General features: G+C 68.6%; 19 protein-coding genes and 1 pseudogene. 8 read left to right on the forward strand and 12 right to left on the reverse strand.

Annotated features, from left to right (window positions below; translation table 11 throughout):
* Positions 1-3: 3 nt before the first annotated feature.
* Complete coding sequence (locus A3CU_RS0101825; RefSeq protein ID WP_245616846.1) at positions 4-1,269, reverse strand: GAF domain-containing sensor histidine kinase; 1,266 nt, start codon at positions 1,267-1,269, stop codon at positions 4-6.
* 236 nt (positions 1,270-1,505) lie between these two features.
* Here A3CU_RS0101825 and A3CU_RS0101830 point away from each other — a divergent pair, with 236 nt between their 5' ends.
* Complete coding sequence (locus A3CU_RS0101830; RefSeq protein ID WP_027940815.1) at positions 1,506-2,144, forward strand: GntR family transcriptional regulator; 639 nt, start codon at positions 1,506-1,508, stop codon at positions 2,142-2,144.
* Positions 2,145-2,205: 61 nt separating this feature from the next.
* On the opposite strand, the gene A3CU_RS0101835 is transcribed toward A3CU_RS0101830, so the two are convergent.
* From A3CU_RS0101835 to A3CU_RS49600, 3 genes are read right to left on the reverse strand one after another with little or no spacing between them, the layout of a single operon-like run.
* Positions 2,206-2,961: an SDR family NAD(P)-dependent oxidoreductase gene (locus A3CU_RS0101835; protein WP_027940816.1), complete on the reverse strand. Its 756-nt coding sequence runs from the start codon at positions 2,959-2,961 to the stop codon at positions 2,206-2,208.
* Positions 2,962-3,009: 48 nt separating this feature from the next.
* The gene (locus tag A3CU_RS43110; RefSeq protein WP_043840541.1) at positions 3,010-3,840 is read right to left on the reverse strand and encodes an SDR family NAD(P)-dependent oxidoreductase; all 831 of its coding nucleotides are present in this window, start codon (positions 3,838-3,840) and stop codon (positions 3,010-3,012) included.
* Positions 3,841-3,867: 27 nt separating this feature from the next.
* Entirely contained in the window at positions 3,868-4,872 is a 1,005-nt protein-coding gene (locus A3CU_RS49600; RefSeq protein ID WP_084143030.1) for a zinc-dependent alcohol dehydrogenase, read from the reverse strand.
* Between the two features lie 130 nt (positions 4,873-5,002).
* Between A3CU_RS49600 and A3CU_RS0101850 the strand changes: the two genes are divergently transcribed.
* The gene (locus A3CU_RS0101850; protein WP_027940817.1) at positions 5,003-5,899 is read left to right on the forward strand and encodes an amidohydrolase family protein; all 897 of its coding nucleotides are present in this window, start codon (positions 5,003-5,005) and stop codon (positions 5,897-5,899) included.
* 163 nt (positions 5,900-6,062) lie between these two features.
* Here A3CU_RS0101850 and A3CU_RS43120 read toward each other — a convergent pair whose 3' ends face one another.
* The 3 genes from A3CU_RS43120 to A3CU_RS0101865 all read right to left on the reverse strand — a co-directional run bounded on the left by A3CU_RS43120 (position 6,063) and on the right by A3CU_RS0101865 (position 9,653).
* Entirely contained in the window at positions 6,063-7,091 is a 1,029-nt protein-coding gene (locus A3CU_RS43120) for a transketolase family protein (protein WP_052371366.1), read from the reverse strand.
* Positions 7,088-7,984, reverse strand: a complete 897-nt coding sequence (locus tag A3CU_RS0101860; protein ID WP_084143032.1) for a transketolase — start codon at positions 7,982-7,984, stop codon at positions 7,088-7,090. The genes A3CU_RS43120 and A3CU_RS0101860 overlap by 4 nt, the downstream gene beginning before the upstream one ends.
* Before the next feature lie 268 nt (positions 7,985-8,252).
* Positions 8,253-9,653 (reverse strand): 3-oxoacid CoA-transferase, encoded by a 1,401-nt coding sequence (locus tag A3CU_RS0101865; protein WP_043840473.1) that lies wholly within the window; start codon positions 9,651-9,653, stop codon positions 8,253-8,255.
* Positions 9,654-9,933: 280 nt separating this feature from the next.
* Between A3CU_RS0101865 and A3CU_RS43125 the strand changes: the two genes are divergently transcribed.
* The 6 genes and pseudogenes from A3CU_RS43125 to A3CU_RS55530 form a co-directional block, all read left to right on the forward strand.
* Positions 9,934-10,611 (forward strand): ABC transporter permease, encoded by a 678-nt coding sequence (locus A3CU_RS43125; RefSeq protein WP_084143033.1) that lies wholly within the window; start codon positions 9,934-9,936, stop codon positions 10,609-10,611.
* The gene (locus A3CU_RS0101875; protein ID WP_052371368.1) at positions 10,608-11,414 is read left to right on the forward strand and encodes an SDR family NAD(P)-dependent oxidoreductase; all 807 of its coding nucleotides are present in this window, start codon (positions 10,608-10,610) and stop codon (positions 11,412-11,414) included. Before A3CU_RS43125 ends, A3CU_RS0101875 begins: the two co-directional genes overlap by 4 nt.
* 11 nt (positions 11,415-11,425) lie before the next feature.
* On the forward strand, positions 11,426-11,890 hold the full coding sequence (locus tag A3CU_RS0101880; RefSeq protein WP_027940821.1) for a Rieske (2Fe-2S) protein: 465 nt from the start codon (positions 11,426-11,428) through the stop codon (positions 11,888-11,890).
* Positions 11,891-11,892: 2 nt separating this feature from the next.
* Complete coding sequence (locus A3CU_RS0101885) at positions 11,893-12,963, forward strand: amidohydrolase family protein (protein WP_027940822.1); 1,071 nt, start codon at positions 11,893-11,895, stop codon at positions 12,961-12,963.
* A 160-nt stretch (positions 12,964-13,123) separates the two neighbouring features.
* Positions 13,124-14,170: an amidohydrolase family protein gene (locus tag A3CU_RS43130; RefSeq protein WP_043840545.1), complete on the forward strand. Its 1,047-nt coding sequence runs from the start codon at positions 13,124-13,126 to the stop codon at positions 14,168-14,170.
* 27 nt (positions 14,171-14,197) lie between these two features.
* A pseudogene (locus A3CU_RS55530) lies at positions 14,198-14,323 on the forward strand (IS982 family transposase); the annotation flags it as partial.
* 11 nt (positions 14,324-14,334) lie between these two features.
* Here A3CU_RS55530 and A3CU_RS0101895 read toward each other — a convergent pair.
* The 5 genes from A3CU_RS0101895 to A3CU_RS0101915 form a co-directional block, all read right to left on the reverse strand.
* Positions 14,335-14,709 carry a hypothetical protein gene (locus A3CU_RS0101895; RefSeq protein WP_027940823.1) on the reverse strand — a complete coding sequence of 125 codons (375 nt, stop codon included), beginning with the start codon at positions 14,707-14,709 and terminating at the stop codon, positions 14,335-14,337.
* Positions 14,710-14,856: 147 nt separating this feature from the next.
* The gene (locus tag A3CU_RS0101900; protein WP_027940824.1) at positions 14,857-15,339 is read right to left on the reverse strand and encodes a GreA/GreB family elongation factor; all 483 of its coding nucleotides are present in this window, start codon (positions 15,337-15,339) and stop codon (positions 14,857-14,859) included.
* A gap of 99 nt (positions 15,340-15,438) precedes the next feature.
* Complete coding sequence (locus tag A3CU_RS0101905) at positions 15,439-16,443, reverse strand: amidohydrolase family protein (protein WP_027940825.1); 1,005 nt, start codon at positions 16,441-16,443, stop codon at positions 15,439-15,441.
* Positions 16,444-16,461: 18 nt separating this feature from the next.
* Entirely contained in the window at positions 16,462-17,577 is a 1,116-nt protein-coding gene (locus A3CU_RS0101910) for a zinc-dependent alcohol dehydrogenase (RefSeq protein ID WP_027940826.1), read from the reverse strand.
* The gene (locus A3CU_RS0101915; protein ID WP_027940827.1) at positions 17,577-18,881 is read right to left on the reverse strand and encodes a phenylacetate--CoA ligase family protein; all 1,305 of its coding nucleotides are present in this window, start codon (positions 18,879-18,881) and stop codon (positions 17,577-17,579) included. Before A3CU_RS0101915 ends, A3CU_RS0101910 begins: the two co-directional genes overlap by 1 nt.
* Between the last annotated feature and the right edge of the window lie 44 nt (positions 18,882-18,925).

Here is an 18,925-nt window from a genome sequence, read left to right on the forward strand (position 1 = left end):
GTGTCATGCCTGACCGTCCGCGTACGGCACCATCAACCTGACCCGGACCCGCGCACCGTCGGCGGTGTTCCCGATTTCCATCGTGCCCCTCCATCTCTGCGCTCGTTCCCGCATCGATACCAGGCCGAGCGCGTTGGCGCGTGGTTCACCGGCCAGCCCGACGCCGTTGTCGTTGATTTTCACGGTGAGCTGGCGGCCCGTCGCGGCAAACGAGACGACGGCCTTCGTCGCCTGCGCGTGTTTGACCACGTTGTGCAGGGCCTCCTGCACGATGCGATAAAGATCCTCGGCGAGTTCGGTGGGCAGCTCCGCCAGCTCGCCCGCGCGGATCTCTATGCGGACCCCCGAGGAAGCCTGCACCGACTCGGCCAGGGTCCGCACGGCATCGATCAGGTTGCGCCCGCCCAGTTCCAGCGGATGCAGCTGCAGGATCAGGCTGCGCAGGTCGGCGAGCGCGTTCTGGGCCAGCCCCAGCAGTTCGTCGGCGACCAGGCGGACCTTGTCCCCGCTGGCGGTGTCGGCGTCCCCGACCTGCGCGCGCAGCGCCTTGGCGTGCATCCGCATCGAAAACACCTGCTGCACCACGGAATCGTGCAGCTCGCGGGCCAGCCGGGCCCGTTCCTCCAGTTGCGCGTCCTGCCGCGAACGGGCCAGCAGGTCGGCGGAGTCGACCGCCATCGCCGCCTGGTCGGCCATGGCTTCGAGGAACTCGAACTCTTCCTGGCTGGGATCCTCGCCCGGCGAATAGAAAGCGTTGAGGACGCCGAGCGCGCGACCCCGGACGATGAGCGGCACCGTGGCGAAGCTGTCCCACTGCGGCGCGCCCATGATCCGGTGCAGCGGCCCCCAGCGCGGGTCGGCCATCACGGCGGCCTTCCGATGTGGCACGACGATCGTTTCCTGGCTCTGGAACGACTCGACGAAATACATCCGGGCGCCGAGCTTGCGGCATTCCTCGAACCGTTCGGGGAAGTCGTCGGCGTCGATGAACCCCGCCTTCCCGATCAGGCGCATGGTGCCGCCCTCGACCCGCAGGATCTGGACGGCGGAGATGTGCGTGGCCTGGACGACCTCGCGGGCGACGACATCCAGCGTGACGCTCAGCGACGCTTCGTCGGCGACGCTGGAGGCGGCCCGGGCGATGGCCGCCAGCCGCCGTTGGCGTCGCCGCACGCCGTCCTCAGCGGGTGGCTGGCCGCAATCGGGGCACACTGCGTTGGTCATCGCCTCGGCCACGCTGACTCCTTCGTGCAGCGTCGTCATCCGCATCGGTCACCGGGTTCCTAGTTTGTGTGCATCGGCATGGCATTCGCAAGTACGATGCCGCCCGGCCCCGGGGCCGGGCGCAGACGACTCGAACCCGCCGAGACAAATGTCGCGCCGCCGGTGCGGCAATTCTTCGAACTCCCGGACACCGGCCCGGTAAATGCCGCGCGAGTATGGCTGACAATGCGTTCGCTGCCGCACAATCGGCGCATGTCCCGGGAAGCGATCGTCAGCTAGGAATGTCCGAACCCTCCGCGGTCGGCGGCCTGGCCGAAACCCTCCGGCTGGCCATCCATCACGGCGAGCTGACCCCGGGCCAGCGGCTGGTCGAGGCCGAGCTGGCGAAGCGGTACCGCACTTCACGCGGCACCGTGCGAGAGGCGCTCGTACTGCTCACCAACGAGGGACTCGTCTCCCGGGAACCGAACCGCGGCGCGCAGGTCCGGCCGGTCTCGCTCGCCGAGGCGATCGAGATCACCGAGGTGCGCGCGATGCTGGAGGGGTTGTGCGCGGCCAAGGCGGCGCAGGCGATCACCGCCACCGAACGGCGGCAGTTGCGGGCCATCGGCCGCCGGATGAACGAAGCGGCGGAAACCGGCGACATCCTCGTCTACGGCCGGCTGAGCCAGCAGGTGCACATCCGCGTCCGCGAGATAGCCGCGCAGGACACGATTTCGGGGATTCTCGAGCGGTTGCGCTGTCAGAGCGTGCGCTACCAGTTCCAGGTCGCGCTGCTGCCCGACCGCGCGGCGCATGGCGCACGCGAGCACAGCGCGATCATTGACGCGGTCTGCTCGCGCGACCGGGCAGCCGCCGAGCATCTGATGCGCGTCCACCTCGAGACCGTCGCGGATGTCCTGCGCGGACTCGAAACGTGAGCGGCCTGTAGAGGCGGCAATCAAAGCGACCACGGTCGCGCGAACTCGCGGAAGACGAGGCTCACGCGTTGAGCGCGCCGTCGATCAGGTGGGTCGCCCCGGAGACATAGGATGCCTCGTCCGAAAGCAGCCACACGGCGAGGTTCGCCACCTCTTCGGCGGTGCCGTACCGGCCGAGCGGGATCGACTTCGAGACCCGATCGAAGACGCCGTCCGGGTCGTCGGGGTCGATCTGCGCGGTGAGGTCCCGCGCCATGCGAGTGTCGATGTGGCCGGGCGCGATGCCGTTCACGCGGATGCCGAACGGAGCGCCCTCCAGCGCCGCGCACCGGGTGAGCCCCGCCACCGCGTGCTTCGCCGCGACATAGGGCGAGAACGTCGCGCTGCCCCGGATCGCCGCCATCGAGGCGGTGTTCACGATGGCGCCGGACTTCTGCGCCTTCATGACCTTCAGCACCGCACGCAGGCCCAGGAACACGCCCCGGCCGTTGACCGCCCACACCCGGTCGAAGTCGTCCACGGACAGCTCGGTCATCGGGGCCATGCGACCTTCGATACCGGCGTTGTTGAAGAACAGATCGATCCGGCCGAACTCCGCGGTCGCGCGCGCCACGTAGGCGTCCACTTCGGACTCATGACTGACGTCGGCGACCACCGGCACCGCCCCGGGGACCGGCGCGGCCGCCTGCTTCAGTGCCTCGGCGACCCGGTCGACCATCACCACCCGTGCCCCCTCGGCCGTCAGCCGGGCCGACACCGCCAGGCCGAATCCCGCCGCGGCACCCGTGACCACCGCGAACCTGCCCTCGAACCTCATGACCGGACCTCCTTCGCAGCAGCATTTACCGCGAGTTTGTGCGCTTCTTCACTCCACCGCGCCGGCCAGGATCGCCTCGTGCCGGGCGATCACCCGCTCATCCCATTCGTGGTCGGTCAACAGGTAAAGCGCGTCGCGGCGCACCGCGTCGACCACCTTGTCCGCGACCTCTTCCGGGGACATGCCCTTCGCGAGCACGGCGTGCATCCGCTCGCGCAACGCCCGGCCTTCCCGCGCACCGGGTGTCTCGACCTCGTTTCGCAGGTCCACGGGCCGGTTACGGCTGCCGTGAAACAGGTTCGTGGCGATGGTTCCCGGGCACAGCGCGGTCACGCCGATCTTCGCGTCGCGGGCGCGCAGGTCCGAGTCGAGTACCTCGGTGAGCGCCAGCACCGCGTGCTTGGTGATGCCGTACATGTTGCCGGGGGTGATCACGGCGGTCATCGACGCGGTGTTCACGATGTGCGCTTCTTCGCCGTGGGCGAGCATGAGCGGGACGAACGTGCGGATGCCGTGCACCACGCTCCAGAAGTTGACCTCGGTGGTCCAGGTCCAGTCCTTGTCGGTCGCCTCCCAGATGGCGCCGTCGAGGTAGCCCTCGACACCGGCGTTGTTGCACAGCAGGTGAACCGGGCCGAACGCGGCGATCGTCTCGTCCGCGAGCCGCTTGAGGGCCGCGGGGTCGGCGACGTCGGTGCGGACCCCGATGGCTTCGCCGCCATCCGCGCGGATTCCGGCGACGGTCTCCTCCAGCGCGATACCGTCGATGTCCGCGGCAGCCACCTTCATGCGTTCCCGGGCGAAGCGCCGCGCGAAAGCCCTTCCCATCCCGCTGCCCGCTCCGGTGACCACGGCGACTTTGCCGGCCAGCTCTCGCATCTCCACACTCCTTCTCGGGTTTCGTGCCTACGGCTTGGCGAGGACACGGACGAGTTCCCCGGGCGTGCGTAGCCGGACGAGCGCGTCGGGGGTGGTCTCCAGGTCCACCCGTTCGCTGATGAGCTCGGCGACCGGCACGCGCCCGGCGGCGATGTGCTCGACCGCCTCGTCGTAGACGTCATTGCTGAACGCACAGCTGCCGCTGACCCGGAGCCCCTCGGCGACCATGCGGCTCATCGGCACTCCGGTCACCTCCGCGCTCAGCGCGACTTCGACACAGGTCCCGCCGGGTTCGAGCACGCCGAGAGACTCGGCGATGGCGCCCGGTGCCCCCGAACATTCCAGGACTGCGGCGAAGGGCCGGCCGGAGTCGCGGACGTGATCACCGATCGAGACCTCGCGGGTGTCGATGACCTCGTCCGCGCCGACCTTCGCCGCGGCGGCGCGGCGCCCCGGCGAGCGCCCGGCCGCGACAATGTGGTCGACGCCCGACAGCCGCAGCGCCATGACCGCGTTCAGCCCGATCGGGCCCACGCCGTAGACCAGAACGCTGTCCCCCGGACCGGCCATGGCGCGCCGCACCGCGTTGAGGGACACAGCCAGGGGCTCCGCATGGGCGCCGAACTCCGTCGGCAGCCCGGACGGCAGGGCGACCAGTTGCGTCGCCGGCACGGCGACGTACTGCGCGTATCCGCCCGGGGCGGTGATTCCGAGGTTGGGCCTTTCCGGGCAGCGGAAGGGCAGGCCCTTGGCGCAGGCCCGGCAGCGGCCGCACGACCCCAGCGGGTTCACCGCGACGGTCTGACCCACCTTGACCGGGCGGTCGACACCGGCGCCCACCTCGACGATCCCGCCGCCGAACTCGTGCCCGAGCACCTGGCCTTCGAAGGTCGTGCCGCGTTCGAGGGCGTGCACGTCCGAACCGCACAGGCCGCAGGCGTCGACCTCGACGATCACTTCGTCACGGGCGGGTTCGGGATCGGCTGTTTCGACGACTTCGGCGCCGCCGCTCGTGCACACCACAGCTTTCATGGACCGGCTTTCGGCTGAACGATCGGCAAAACCCCCGGCGAGAGTAACCGGGAAAATTCGTTGTTGTCAACGATTCCGCCTGCGTGGAATGCTCGTCGGTGGGTATTACCGACCAATTAGGAGGTACGTCGTGACAGAACCGGAAACCGGCGCGACATTTGACCTGGCAAACCTGCGGGCAATCGACGTACACACGCACGTGCACCGCTCCGTGCGGGCGGCCACCACCGCGGAATCCGACCGGTCCATGACGGACATGGCCAAGTACTTCAAGACGGAGGCGAAAAGCTACACCGTGGACGAGTTGGCCGCGTACTACCGCGAGCGGCGGATGGCGGCGGTGACGTTCACGATAGACATCAAGGACAAGCCGGAACACCCGCACGCGCCGAGCAACGAGGAGATCGCCGAGCGGGCAAGGGCGAACGCCGACGTGATCATCCCGTTCGCCAGCGTGGACCCGGCACGGGGCGCCGAAGGCGTCGCATGGGCCCGGCGGCTCATCTCCGAACACGGCGTCCGCGGGTTCAAGTTTCACCCGACGGCGCAACACTTTCAGCCCAACGACCCGGTCGCCTACCCGTTGTACGAGGTGATCTCCGAGGCCGGCCTGCCGGCCCTGTTCCACACCGGGCAGACCGGCGCGGGCGCCGGCACCCGGGGCGGCGGCGGGCTGCGGCTGCGCTACTCCAATCCGATTTATCTCGACGACGTCGCGGTCGACTTTCCCGACCTGACCATCATCATGGCGCATCCGTCCTTCCCGTGGCAGGAGGAGGCGCTCTCGGTGGCCCTGCACAAACCGCGGGCCTACATCGATCTCTCCGGCTGGTCGCCGAAATATTTCCCGCCGATTCTGGTGCAATACGCGAACACCCTGCTGAAGGACAAGGTGCTGTTCGGCACGGATTTTCCCGTCCTCACCCCGGAACGCTGGTTGACAGACCTGGAAAAGACCGCTATCCGGGACGAGATCAAACCGGGATTGTTCAAGGACAACGCGGTGCGTGTACTCGGGTTGGCTTGACCGGGCCGTGCTATTCGCCGAGGTAGGCGCCGTTGCGCGCCAGACGTTGCTGCAGGGCCGGAATGTCGATGTCGCCGCCGGAAACCTTTACCGTGACAGGGCGAGGTCCGCGGGCGTGCCGGCGGCCTCGAACTCGCCGTAGACCGGGGTTTCCCGGCTGGGCTCAACTATGGGCGGCAAGCTCACCAGCATCCTCCCGTTGCTCGCCGTCGATGAGCGCAAGCGCTTTTCGCACCACGTTGTCCACGGTCAGGCCGTAGTACTCATACAGCTCGGCGGGCGCCCCGACCTCGAGGTCCACGTCGGGCAGCGCCACCCTGTCCAGGTCCACCGGCAGCTTCCGCCGCCCGGCCACCTCGGCGACGATGCTGAACAGGCCGCCTATTTCGTTGTGGTCCTCGACGGCCAGGATCCGCCCGGTGCGCCTCGCGGTCTCGATGATCGCGTTCTCGTCGAAGGGCTTGAGGTAGGCGGCATCGTAGACGTCGGCCTCGATGCCCTGGCCTTCCAGCTGCGCGGCCGCTCGCACCGCCAGCCCGGTGCCGATCCCGTGGCCCACCAACGTGATGTCGGGTCCCCCGCGCAGGTGCGGCCAGCGCCCGAACTCGATCCGCGGCGGCGTTTCGTAGACCGGTTCGGTCCCTTCCGCGAGACGGATGTAGGCCGGGCCGGGCAGGTCCACCGTGGCGCGCAGCAGGCTCATCACCGCGTTGCTGTCCGCGGGCGCGATCACCGTCAGGTTGGTCAGCGTGCGCGCGATCGCGATGTCCTCGACCGCGTGGTGGCTGGTCCCGAAGTAACCCATCGCCAGGCCGGTCAGGCGGCCCACCAACCGCACCGGCAGGTGGTTGTAGGCCACGTCGGTGCGCAGCTGCTCGGCGCACTTGAGCACCCCGAACGGCGACATCGAGAAGATGTAGGGCAGGTAGCCGCAGGCGGCCAGGCCCGCCGCCACGGAGATCGAGTTGGTCTCGGCGATGCCGAGTTCGACGTAGCGTTCCGGGTGGCGTTCCCGGAAGTCCGCCAGCACCGCCGAAAGATCCGCGGTCAGCGTCAGAATCCGCGGGTTCTCCTCACCCAGCCGCGCGATCGTGTAACCGCCCGGGTTGGTCGCCAGCGCCTTGTCGATCTCGACGTCGGTGAAGACGTCGACCATCTCTTTCGGCGCGGAATCGTCGCTGGTCTGGGTCATCGCAGTCGCTCCGAGATCTCTTCGAGCACCTTTTCGCGCACCTCAGGCTCCAGCAGTCCGAGGTGCCACGCCTGCGGCGCCTGCTCCATCATGGCCACGCCCTTGCCCTTTCGGGTCCGGGCGATCACGCAGACCGGCTTGCTGTCACTTGGGTCGGGCAGAGCATCCAAAGTAGACACCAGGGTCGGCACATCGTGTCCGTCGACTTCGTGGACCTGCCAGCCGAACGCCTCGAACCGCGCGCCCAGCGGCTCGATGTTCATCGCCTCCGAGGTGGGGCCGGCGCCGGAGAAACCGTTGGCGTCCACCACTGCCACCAGGCTCCCGAGCCGGTAGTGGCTCGCCGCCATGACGGCCTCCCACACCTGACCTTCCTGCAGTTCGCCGTCGCCGGTCAGGACGAACGTGCGGTAGTCCCGCCGCTGCATCCGGCCGGCCAGCGCGATTCCCGTGGCGACCGAAAGGTTGTGGCCCAGCGAGCCGGACGAGAAGTCGATCCCCGGCGCCAGCCGCATGTTGGGGTGGTCGTTGAGCGGCGAGCCGACCTGCCCGAACCGGCCCAGCCACGCTTGGGGGAAGTAGCCGAGATCGGCCAGCACCGGCCACAGGCCGGTGGCGACGTGGCCCTTGCCCAGCAGGAAGCGGTCGCGGTCCGGCCAGTCCGGCTCGGCCGGCCGCAGGCGCAGGGTGTGGTAGTAGAGGACGGCGAGGATCTCCGCGCACGAGAAGGTGCTGGAGTAGTGGCCGAGACCGGCCTGGTCGATCAGCCTGACCGTGTGGTACCGGATCCAGTCCGCTCGCCGGGCGAGCTCGCCGGGTGCGGCGGGACGGCCACGATCCAGCGTGGCCGTCCCGCCGGAAGCGCTTGCGGAATAAGTCGCGTCGACTGACATGAGGCCTTGTCCGCTCCCTGCCGAGGGTTTCACGACCCGCGGCACCGATGGCGTGATCTGTCTTCTATAGCTTCACCACATCGGACCCGCGAATACAAGTTCTCGCCCGGCAAGGGTTTTACCGTTATGCTGGAATACCCGCGAAAACGCCAATCGCGACGCATGACTTACTTGCCGCCGACATTCGTCTGTCGCCATTTTCCATGGACAATTAGTAGCTTGGGACGACATGAGGACCAGGGCGGCGGCAATCCTCCAGGCGCCTCGCTCACCAGTTGTCCTGCATGGTCCCGACGTGCTCTCCGACCGTGACGCGCATCCGGGTCTGGGCCAGCACCTCGTCCACGGTGAACCCGCGGGCGATCTCGTCGAGACGGAATCCCTCGGGCGTGCGGGTCAGCAGCGCCAGATCGGTGACCACCGTGTCGACGCAGCCGGGAGCGGTCAGCTCGAACTCACAGCCCTCGACCAGCTTGGAATTTCCTTGCGAATCCGTGTGTTCCAGCAGCGCGATGACCCGCCGCGCCCCGACTGCGAGATCCATCGCGCCGCCGATGCCGCCGCCGGTCATCGTCGGCAGCGTCCAGTTGGCGAGGTCTCCGTTCGCCGCCACCTGGTACGCGCCGAGCACCACGGCGTCGAGCCGCCCCGACCGGGCGATCTCGAACGAGGTGACGCTTTCGAAGAACGACGCTCCGGGGCGCACACCCACGAAGAAACCGCCGGCGTCGTGCACGTCCGGGTCGAAGGTGTCGTCACGGATGATCTCGCCGTAGTTCAGCATCCCGTTCTCGGCGTGCAGGATCACCGAGCGGTCACCGACGAAGTTGGACACCAGTACCGGCAATCCCGCACCCAGGTTCACGATGGCGCCGTCGGGCAGCAGAGCGGCCGTGCGGCGTGCCATCTCCTCGCGGGTGAGCGCCGGCTTACCCGCGTACGACCGCCCGCTGCCGGCCGCGCGGCTCGGCCTCATCGGCAGGTTCTTCACGTCGAGTTGCACGGTGCTGCGCACCACCCGGCTGACGAAGACGCCTGGCAGGTCGACGTCTTCCGGCGAGATCTCACCGGCCGGCACGATCTCGTCCACCTCGGCGATGGTCACCGCCGCCGCCTTGGCGAAACTGACGTTGAAGTTGCGGCTGCCGCCGCGCATCTGCAGGTTGCCGAACTCATCGGCGCGATGTGCGCGAACGAACGCGAAATCGGTCCTGATCGCGCGCTCGAGGACGTGGGGTTTCCCGTCGAAATACCGGATTTCCTTGCCCTCGGCGATCGGCGTGCCGTACCCGGCCGGCGTGTAGAACGCGGGAATGCCCGCGCCACCGGCGCGCATCCGTTCCACCAGGGTGCCCTGCCCAACGAGCTCCAGTTCCATCAGCCCGGCACGGATCTGCCGCTCGGCCTCGGAGACTATGCCCGGCCGGGCGGAGAAACAGGTGACCAGGCGGGCGATCTGCTTACCGTCGGCGAGCAGGTGGGCGGTGGGAGCGCCGGGCTGCCCCAGCCCGTTGCAGTAGACGGTCAGGCCCGTGGTGCCCTGTTCGTGCAACGCCACCACCAGGCTGGACGGAAACCGGTGTGCCACCCCGAAGCCGGCGATCGCGATGCTCGCGCCGTCACCGATGTCGCTGACCGCCTCGGCGGGCGAAGCCTTGACCTTGTCCATGACGGTGCCTCCGCTCCTGGAGTGCAGAGATGCCGAGATAACGGTATCAGATGTTGTCGACGAAAATGTTGACAATAAATCATACAACAGCGATCCTCACCTCGGCCAGGTCGATCCGCTTCCTGCTCGGCGTTCGCGAGGGGAATGAGTCCGATGAGCAAAAAATGGCTTCACCGCGTCGTGAGCCGTCCGCGGGTGGCGTTCGCCGCACTCGGTGTCGCGCTCGCCCTGATCGTCGCCGCGTGTTCGTCCTCCGCTCAACACCCAGCACGGCGTCGGCATCGCGACCGCCTGTCTGATCGGGCTGGCCGTCGCCGTCCTCGCCGGGTTCCTCAACGGATTCTTCGTGGTCAAGTGCGACACCAACGCGCTGATCGTGACGCTGGGCATGGGCACGGTGTTCACCGGCCTGATCTACTGGCTCGCCGGCTCGAACACGATCGTCGGCGTCGACGTCGCGCTGTCGAAGTGGACGTTCACCAACAAACTGCTGGGCATTCCCGTCGAGTTCTACTACGGGCTCGTCATCATGCTCGTGGTGTGGTACGTCGCGGAGTTCACCCCGCTGGGCCTGCGCGCACTGTTCGTCGGCCAGTCCCGCGACGTCGCCCGCCTGTCCGGTATCCGGGTCTCGCGGATGCGCATCGGCGGTTTCGTGCTCGGCGGTCTCGTGGCCGGCATCGCCGGGGTGCTGTTCCTCGGCACCACCGGCTCGGCCGACCCGACCGCGAGCGGCCCGTACCTGCTGCCCGCCTACGCGGCCGTGTTCCTCGGCGCGACCAGCATCAAGCCGGGCCGGTTCAACCCACTGGGCACCGGGATCGCGGTGTACTTCCTGGCCACCGGGGTCAACGGGCTGCAGTTGCTGGGCGCGTACAACTACGTGCAACAGCTGTTCTACGGCGCCGCGCTGGTGATCGCGGTCGTCCTTTCGCGACAGTTGAGACGGAAGAGGTGAGCGCGCTGCTGGACGAGATCTTCGACGTGGCCGGCTCGGTCGGGCTGGTCACCGGCGCCGGGTCGGGCATCGGCCGCACCATCGCCGAGACGCTCGCCGCCTGCGGCGCCACCGTGATCGGCGCCGATCGTGACGAAGACCGGTTGGGCGAAATCAAGGACACACAAGGCGTCGAGCCGGTCCACCTGGACGTGGCGGATGCCGGTGCCGTCGACAACGTGGTGAACAGCATCGTCGAAAACCACGGCCGGCTCGACGTGGTGTTCGCGAACGCGGGCATCGCGCGGGGCGGCGGCCTGACCACCCCTCAGGGCACCATCGATGCCTTCGACCTGACGGCCTGGCACGAACTGCTCGACGTCAACCTGCACGGCGTCGTGCACACCGTGCGCGCCGCCGCCCGGCCGATGAAGCGGCAGGCCTCCGGCAGCATCGTGGTGACCGCCTCGACCGCGGGCCTGCGGGCCGACCCGCTGGTCTCCTACTCCTACGTGGTGGCCAAGGCCGGGGTGGTGAACCTGGTCCGCCAGGCCGCGCTGGATCTCGCCCGGTGGCAGGTCCGGGTGAACGCGATCGCGCCGGGGCCGTTCAAGACCAACATCGGCGGCGGAGGGCCGATCGATCCGGCCGTCGAGGCGCGGTGGGGGTCCACCGTCGCGTTAGGACGGATGGGCGAGACCCGGGAACTGCGCGGGCTCGCGCTGCTGCTCGCTTCGAACGCGTCCAGCTTCATGACCGGATGCGTCTATCCCGTCGACGGCGGTGCGCTCCTCCAGTCGTTGTCCCTGGACCCAGCTGAGTAAGGAGGCGGCGGATGCGGATAGTGGTGGCCAAGGTTTCCGAGTTCCCGCCCGGGGACCGCAAGGTCGTCCGGGTGGGCACCCGGACGATCGGGGTGTTCCGGGTCGGCGAAAAGTTCTACGCGCTCAACAACTACTGCCCTCACCAGGGTGGCCCGCTGTGCCTGGGCCGCACACAACCCACCGCGGTGTCGGAGGGGCCGGGCGACTTCGGGATCAACGAGGACGAACTTTTCCTCGCCTGTCCTTGGCACGGCTGGGAATACGACATCAAGACCGGCCAGTCCTACTTCGGCCCCGGGCAACCGCCGGTGCGCAGCTACGGGGTCGCCGTCACACCCGGAGTGGGCCTGGCCGAGGACACCGCAATCCGCTTCCCCGACCGGATTCCCGGCCCGTATGTCGCGGAGACCTTCGACGTGCGCGTGGAAGAAGACTACGTAGTGGTCGACACGACCGCCCGGCAGACAGCGAGGTGACCATGACGATCGCACACGCCCGGCAACGAACCGCCGTGGTGGACGCGGACATCCACCCGAGCATCCCCGCCGGCGCGCTCGCCGCCCGCCTGCCCGAGCCGTGGCGCAGGCGGTTCGAGACGTTCGGCACCCGGATCGCTCCGCCCCCGGCGATCTACCCGCGGGTGCGCAACGGCGGCATGCGCCTGGATTCCTTCCCTGCCAACGGGATTCCCGGCAGCGACCTGCAGCTGGTGCGGGACCAGGTGCTCGACGCGTTCGGCATCGGCTACGGGGTGCTGATCCCGCTGCAGAGCCACAGCTACGGCGCCGAACAGCCCGAGTTCGCGCAGGCGCTGTGCCGCGCGCTCAACGAGGCGCTGCGTGAAGAATTCCTCGACCCGGAGCCGCGGCTGGTCAGCAGCATCTGCATCCCGCACGAAGCTCCCGAGTTGGCGGTCGAGGAGATCGAGCGTTACGCCGAGGACCCGCGGTTCGTCCAGGTCCTGTTCCCGGGCGGCGCGGAAACGTATCTGGGGCACCAGAAGTACCTGCCGATCTACCGGGCCGCGGCGCGCGCCGGGTTGCCGGTGGCGGTCCACCTCGGCGGGATCGAGCAGCACCGAGCCGACGGCTGGCCGTCGTTCTACCTGGAGCACCACTGCTGGTTCGGCAACTCGATGGCCATGACCGCGGCCAACCTGGTCATCGAGGGCGTCTTCGAAGAGGTGCCCGACCTGCAGGTGGTGCTGGTGGAGGGCGGCATCACGTGGTCGGGGCCGCTGATGTGGAGCATGGATCAGGCGCACTCGCTGCTCGGCGACGACGTGCCGAAGCTGCGACGCAAGCCCTCGGAGTACTTCCGCGAGCACTTCTGGTTCAGCACCCAGCCGATCGAGGAGCCCGGCGATCCCAGGCAACTCGCCTGGGCGTTGCGGCAGACCGGGATGGTGGACCGGATCATGTTCGCCACCGACTATCCGCACTGGGACTTCGATTCGCCTGACACCGCGCTCCGTGCCCTGCCCAAGGACCTGCGGCAGCAGATCATGTCCGAAAACGCTTACCATCTCTATGGTTTGGAGCGGCCATGACACCCATGCCGACTCGCGGCAATCACGGCGACCACCGAGCGCGCGCCTTTGTCCCGCTATCGGGGCAGCGGGGCGCCCTCGTCGCGGACGTGACTCGATCCCTATGGAGCGCCCCGTCGACACGATCGCGGTCGCGCGCAAACTCGCGAAAGGACAGCCCGTGAGCGACGTTATCGACACTGATGTGCATTGCGCGCCCGCTTCGATCGAGACGCTTTTCCCGTTCCTGGACAGTTACTGGCGGGCCTACATCAGCGACGCGAACCTGAAGTTGTCGCCATCGTTCGGCAATGCGTACCCACCCGGCGCACCGACCTCGGCCAAGCCGGAGGCGCGAGCCGCGGGCACGTTCCCGCCGGACAACGTCGACGGCCTGCGCAAGCAGGTGCTGGACAATGACGGTCCGCGGCGGGCGATTCTGAATTGCACGACGTCGTTCGACATCAGTTACAACCCGTACTACGAGAACGCGCTAACGCGCGCTGTGAACGACTGGCTGCGCACCGAATGGCTCGATCAGGACGACCGGCTGCGGGCCTCGATGGTGGTGTCCACTATGGACGTCGAAGCCGCGGTGGCCGAGATCGACCGGCTCGGACCGGACCAGCGGTTCGTCCAGGTGCTGCTGCCCGTGCGCGGGCAGGACGTGCGATACGGCAACAAGCGGTTCCGCCCGTTACTGAAAGCGGCCGAGCGGCACGATCTGGTGGTCGGCCTGCACGCCTGGGGCCGGATCTCCAGCTCACCCACGCCGACCGGGTTCGCGCACAGCTACTTCGAGGACTACCTGAGCAACAGCCAGGTGGTCCAGGGCCACGTGGCGAGCCTGATCGCCGAAGGGGTGTTCAGCGAGCTGCCCGAGTTGAAGGTGTGCCTGTCCGAGTGCGGGTTCTCGTGGCTGCCGTCCCTGCTGTGGCGCTTCGACAAGGAGTGGCGGGCGGTCTGGCGCGAGGTTCCGTGGGTGAAGGAATCACCGGAAACCTATCTGTACCGGCATTTCCGCGCGACCACCGAGCCGGCGCACCTGCCCGGGGACGACGACGAGCTGGCCCAGGTGCTGGAAATGATGCGCGTGCCCGAGTTCCTCATGTACGCGAGCGACTACCCGCACGACCACGGTGACGGAGCGTCCCGGCTACTGGAGACACTCGACGAGGAAGCCCGCCGGAAGGTGTTGTCCGGCAATGCGACCTCCTTCTACCGCTGAACCGGCGTCCGGACCTCAGGTCCGCCACGCACACCGGAAACCAAGGGCGCAGCGATCCGCGTCGCCCAGCGTGCCCTGGCGATGGCCGCGGCAATCTGGCACAACCACCACATCCGAGCAGCCACCAGACCTCTGATCGGATACGACCACTGACCACGTCGGACTTACTCGTCCCGGTAAGCCGGGCCCGTGCGGCGGTTCAGGTGGAAGACCAGGGCGAGCAGGCCGAGCGGGGTAGCCACGGCCAGTGCACCGACCGCCTGGTGCTCCCGGACGGCGACCATCTCGGCACATCCGGTCGCCTTCATCGCGTTGAGTTCCTCGTCGGAGCTGTGCAACTGCTCCGCGAAGGCCGACCGGTCGAACAGCGCAGGCACGCCACACGGGACAGGCTCGGTGAAGGCTCCGTGGTTGTCGAAGGACGGCGGCAAAAGCATCAGGCCGAGCGCCAGGAGGAAGCCGCCGATCGCCGGGAGCGCAGAGATCCAGGTCAGTCCGATCAGGATACGGCGCAGACCACGAAGGTCGGTGTCGTTCATATCCGGACAATATCGGCACCGCCGGCTGCCACCCGCTCATGGTCGCGATCAGCCCAGACGGCGGACTCGGTCATCCGGGCGGTGTTTCCGAGGCCTCCGGTGCGCCCGTGGTCACCTCGGGCGGGAACACGGACTTCGAGACTCGCTCTAGTCCGGCGGCAGCAGTTCCAGGATGTCGGCCCGCACCATGCCCATCGGTGCGGAGAACGTGATGGTGTCCCCGGCCTTCCGGCCGGCCAGCGCCAGGCCGAGGGGGCTGTCCGAGGTGACCATGGTGTCCTCCTGCCCGGCCGGGATCTCCTCGGGCACCGCCACCACCCGCAGGGTCTGCACGTCGTGCTCGGAGAACCGCAGCGTCACGGTCGTGCCGTCGGCCACGCCCCGGGTGCCGCGGCCGGCGCCGGCCAGCAGGTCAGACAGCTCGATGATGCGGTCGTCGATCGCGGCGATGTCGTCTTCGAGCCGCAGCAGGTACGCCTCGTCGGCCTGGTCGCCCACCGGGTCCTTCGCGCGGATCTGGGCGGCCATGCGCTCCCGCTGGTCCCGCAGCGTGGTGAGCTCGGCTTGGAGCCGCTCCCGCGCGACCGGACTCAGTCCGCGCCCGGTTCCGCGATCGTTGCTGCTGGCCATCTCGTTCCCTCTGCGTTATTCAGCGTTCCTTCTGAATGAATATCAGTATGCGTTCACCGGCGCGGACGCGCAGGTCAACGAGGGGACGAGCGTGACGGATCAGGCCGGTGGGTCAACGCCGAGGAACCGGAACGCGTTGTGCCAGGTGATGTCCTCCAGAGCCGCCTCGGGCAGGGCGAGCGAGCGCAGCGTCCGGCCGGCCGGCTCCTCGCGCGGCATCGCCGGGAAGTCCGAGCCGGCCAGCAGGCGGTCGTGGCCGAGCAGGTCGATCAGGTATCGCAGGGCACGGGCGTCGAACACCATCGAGTCGTAGTAGAACCGTCGCGCGTAGTCCAGCGGTGACGGTCCGTCGTCGTGCGCGATGGCCTTCTCGGGCACCGGCGGCTCCTCGTTCCAGGTGCCGCTCCAGAAGTACTGGGCGCGGGTCACCATGAGGCCGAAGCCACCCGCCGCGTGGCTGAACGAGATCCGCAGGTTCGGGCATTTCGCCGTGATGCCGCCGCTGATCAGCGAGGCCGCCGCCAGTGCCCCTTCCAGGCCCACCACGTAGGTGCCCATCGCCGAGGCGGGCAGGCGGTCCGTGGCGGCCGGCATGGCGTGCACGAAGACCGCCAGGCCGAGCCGCTCGGCTTCGGCGAAGAACGGGAGGAACTTCTCGTCACCGATCGAGGAACCGAGGACGTTCGAGGCGATCTCGACCCCGTGCAGCCCGGTCTCGGAGAACGAGGCAAGCTCCTTGGCCGCCATTTCGGGGTCCTGCAACGGGACCATGCCGAGCCCGAAGAACCGCGTCTGCGCGGTCGCGCACAAAGCGCCGGTGAACTCGTTGACGTGACGGGCCAGTGACAGTCCGTCGGCCACCGGAAGGTCGTAACGCAGCAACGGCGGCATCGGGCTCAGCACCTCGACGTCCACTCCGGACTTCGCCATCTCCTCGAGCCGGCGCTCGGCGTCGAAGAAGGCGTCCCGGGCACGGAACTTCGTCCGGCCGAACAGTAACGTGCGGGCCGTGTCGCCGTCGATCGGTTCCATGCGCGGAAAGCATTCCGGCGCGTCGGCCGGGTAGTCGCGCGGCAGCAGGTGGGCGTGGGCATCAACGAGCATGCGCGGGCCTCCGGATGATCAGGAGTTGGGGTGGACCGAGACGTGGACTGCTTGCTCGCCTTCGACCTCGCCGGCGAGCGTCTCGATCGCCTGGGAGACCTCGTCCAGGCCGAACGAATGGGTGTGCAGCTTCTCCAGCGGGAAGCGGCCGGACTCGATGATCCCGATCGCCTGCTCGTTGGCGCTCGCGTCGACCCCGAAGGCGCCCAGCACGGTCAGCCCGCGCTGGATGATGACGTCCGTGCGCAGGGAAATCTCGCGCCCACCCTTGAGCCCGGCGAGCACGACGCGGCCGCCGTGACGCGCCGAAGACAGTGCGTCGCTGATCGGCTGGGCGGCCATCGGGGTCAACTCGAGGACGACGTCTGCCATCTTGCCGTTCGTGATGTCCGCGACCCGCTCGACGGTGTTCACTGTGTCGTTGCCGTCTTCGCCGTCGACGACGATCGTGTAGTCCGCGCCGAACTCGCGGGCGAGTTCGAGCTTGTGCGCATCGGCCGCCAGGCCGGTCATGATGATCGTGCCGGCGCCGGCGATGCGGGCCGCGATGACCGAGGCGATCCCGCGCTGCCCGGCGCCGAGCACCAGCACGGTGTCGCCGAGCTGGATCCCGCCGAGCTGGGCGGCCCAGCGCACGCCCGCGCCCAGCGGGTTGTACATGGCCGCGACCTCCACCGGCACGTTCCGGTCGATCTTGTGCACGAGCGTGCCGGGCGAGAGGTAGAGGTACTCGGCGAAGCCGCCCCACAGCGAAGGAGCCACGTCGACGCCGGTCACGCCGTGGCCGAGGGTGCGGTTCGGGCAGAACTGGTAGCGCCCGGTCAGGCAGTTCTGGCAGTAGTGGCAGGGCACGATCACTTCCAGGGCCACCCGGTCGCCGGGCGCCACGCCCCAGCGCTTCGCCGCCTGCTCCCCGATCTCGGAGATGATGCCGAGCGGCTCGTGCCCGGGAATGAACGGGCCCCGGCCGGGCCGGCCCAGGTGTCCTTTGAAGGTCTCCACGTCGCTGCCGCAGATGCCGTTGGCCTCCACCTTCAGCAGCGCGTCGTCGGCCCCGGTCCTGGGCCGCGGGAACTCACGCAGCTCCAACCGGCGGGGTCCGGTTTGCACCGCGGCGCGCACGGTTTCTCCCATCACAACTGCCTTTCTGGATCGGCCAGCCGGGTCAGGCGGGACTTCATCTCGGAACGTTCGAGCGAGCCGGGCGGGACGAGGGTGACCGAGGCCCGCACGGACAGCCGCGACCGGATCAGCGCCTCGATCTCATGGCGTAGCTGCTCCCGGTCACCGGGGTCCTCACCCCATTCGGCCTCCACCCGCAGCGGCGGCTCGACCCGCGGGCCCTGGCTGGGCAGCACGATCTGCACGGCGCCGGTGGTGCGCGGATGCTTGGTCTGCACGAGATCGCGGACCGCGGAGGGAAACACGTTGACGCCCAGCACGATCAGCATGTCGTCGGTGCGGCCGACGCAGCGGATCAGCGGGGCACCGTCGCCGGCCCGGCCGGTGATCTTGACCCGGTCGCGGGTGCGGAACCGCACCAGCGGGCAGCACTGCCGGTCGACAGAGGTATAGACCAGCTCGCCGGTCGCGCCCGGCTCGGCTTCGACCGGCTCGCCGCTGTCCGGGTCGATCAGCTCCACCAGCACATGGCGGCCGCCGGTGAAGCGCATCCCGCCGGAGCCCGGCGCCTCGCCGAAGATCACCGGTGCCATGTCGGCGTTGCCGAGCCCCTCGGTGACCCGCGCGCCCCATTCCTGTTCCACACGTGCCCGGAACGCCGGCTCTCCCCCGCCCGGCTCACCACCGACGAAGACCTTCTTGATGCCGAACTCGCGTGGGTCACGCCCCAGCCCGCGCACGTACTCGGCCAGATAACGCGCGTACGAAGGCGTTGAATGCAGTGCGGTGACGCCCAGCGTTTCCAGGGCCAGCACCGCCTTCTCCGAGGCGCCGGTCCCGATCGGGATCACCGTCGATCCGATGTCTTCCAGCGCGTCGCGGATGGGCAGTCCGCCGACGAACAGGGTGAGTCCGGCAGCGTGGAGCACGACGTCCTCTTTGGACGCGCCCATGGTGCGGAAGGCACGGGACACGATCTCCGTCCACGCCGCCGCGTCGGACCGGGTGACCCCGACCCAGCTCGGCTTGCCCGTGGTGCCGGTCGAGGCGTGCACCCGGATGACCTCGGTCAGGCCGGTCCCGGCGTGCCGGCCGAGCGGCGGCGCCGCCGCCTGCGACTGCCGCAACATTTCCTTGGTGGTAAAGGGAAACTTCGCGAGGTCGCCGAGCGAGACCAGCGCCGCGGGCTTGATCCCGTGCTCGGCGAACTTCTCGGCGTAGAAGGGGGAACGGGTGGGCAGCGCGTCGAGCTGTGCGCGGAGCAACGAGGTGACGGCCTCGCGGTCCGCGGGCGCGACGAAGCTGGGTGTGGGCACGGAACTTCCTTCGCTGGTCTCGATTTCGGGTGCTCAGCGCCAGG

It is taken from the genome of Amycolatopsis taiwanensis DSM 45107 (assembly GCF_000519205.1).
GTDB classification, from domain to species: domain Bacteria; phylum Actinomycetota; class Actinomycetes; order Mycobacteriales; family Pseudonocardiaceae; genus Amycolatopsis_E; species Amycolatopsis_E taiwanensis.

Excerpts from the sequence above, each read along its gene's own strand:
- A3CU_RS0101825 (WP_245616846.1), bottom strand. The coding sequence starts at position 1,269 with ATGCGGATGACGACGCTGCACGAAGGAGTCAGCGTGGCCGAGGCGATG.
- A3CU_RS0101830 (WP_027940815.1), top strand. The coding sequence starts at position 1,506 with ATGTCCGAACCCTCCGCGGTCGGCGGCCTGGCCGAAACCCTCCGGCTG.
- A3CU_RS0101835 (WP_027940816.1), bottom strand. The coding sequence starts at position 2,961 with ATGAGGTTCGAGGGCAGGTTCGCGGTGGTCACGGGTGCCGCGGCGGGA.
- A3CU_RS43110 (WP_043840541.1), bottom strand. The coding sequence starts at position 3,840 with ATGCGAGAGCTGGCCGGCAAAGTCGCCGTGGTCACCGGAGCGGGCAGC.
- A3CU_RS49600 (WP_084143030.1), bottom strand. The coding sequence starts at position 4,872 with ATGAAAGCTGTGGTGTGCACGAGCGGCGGCGCCGAAGTCGTCGAAACA.
- A3CU_RS43120 (WP_052371366.1), bottom strand. The coding sequence starts at position 7,091 with ATGACCCAGACCAGCGACGATTCCGCGCCGAAAGAGATGGTCGACGTC.
- A3CU_RS0101860 (WP_084143032.1), bottom strand. The coding sequence starts at position 7,984 with ATGTCAGTCGACGCGACTTATTCCGCAAGCGCTTCCGGCGGGACGGCC.
- A3CU_RS0101865 (WP_043840473.1), bottom strand. The coding sequence starts at position 9,653 with ATGGACAAGGTCAAGGCTTCGCCCGCCGAGGCGGTCAGCGACATCGGT.
- A3CU_RS0101880 (WP_027940821.1), top strand. The coding sequence starts at position 11,426 with ATGCGGATAGTGGTGGCCAAGGTTTCCGAGTTCCCGCCCGGGGACCGC.
- A3CU_RS0101885 (WP_027940822.1), top strand. The coding sequence starts at position 11,893 with ATGACGATCGCACACGCCCGGCAACGAACCGCCGTGGTGGACGCGGAC.
- A3CU_RS0101895 (WP_027940823.1), bottom strand. The coding sequence starts at position 14,709 with ATGAACGACACCGACCTTCGTGGTCTGCGCCGTATCCTGATCGGACTG.
- A3CU_RS0101900 (WP_027940824.1), bottom strand. The coding sequence starts at position 15,339 with ATGGCCAGCAGCAACGATCGCGGAACCGGGCGCGGACTGAGTCCGGTC.
- A3CU_RS0101905 (WP_027940825.1), bottom strand. The coding sequence starts at position 16,443 with ATGCTCGTTGATGCCCACGCCCACCTGCTGCCGCGCGACTACCCGGCC.
- A3CU_RS0101910 (WP_027940826.1), bottom strand. The coding sequence starts at position 17,577 with ATGGGAGAAACCGTGCGCGCCGCGGTGCAAACCGGACCCCGCCGGTTG.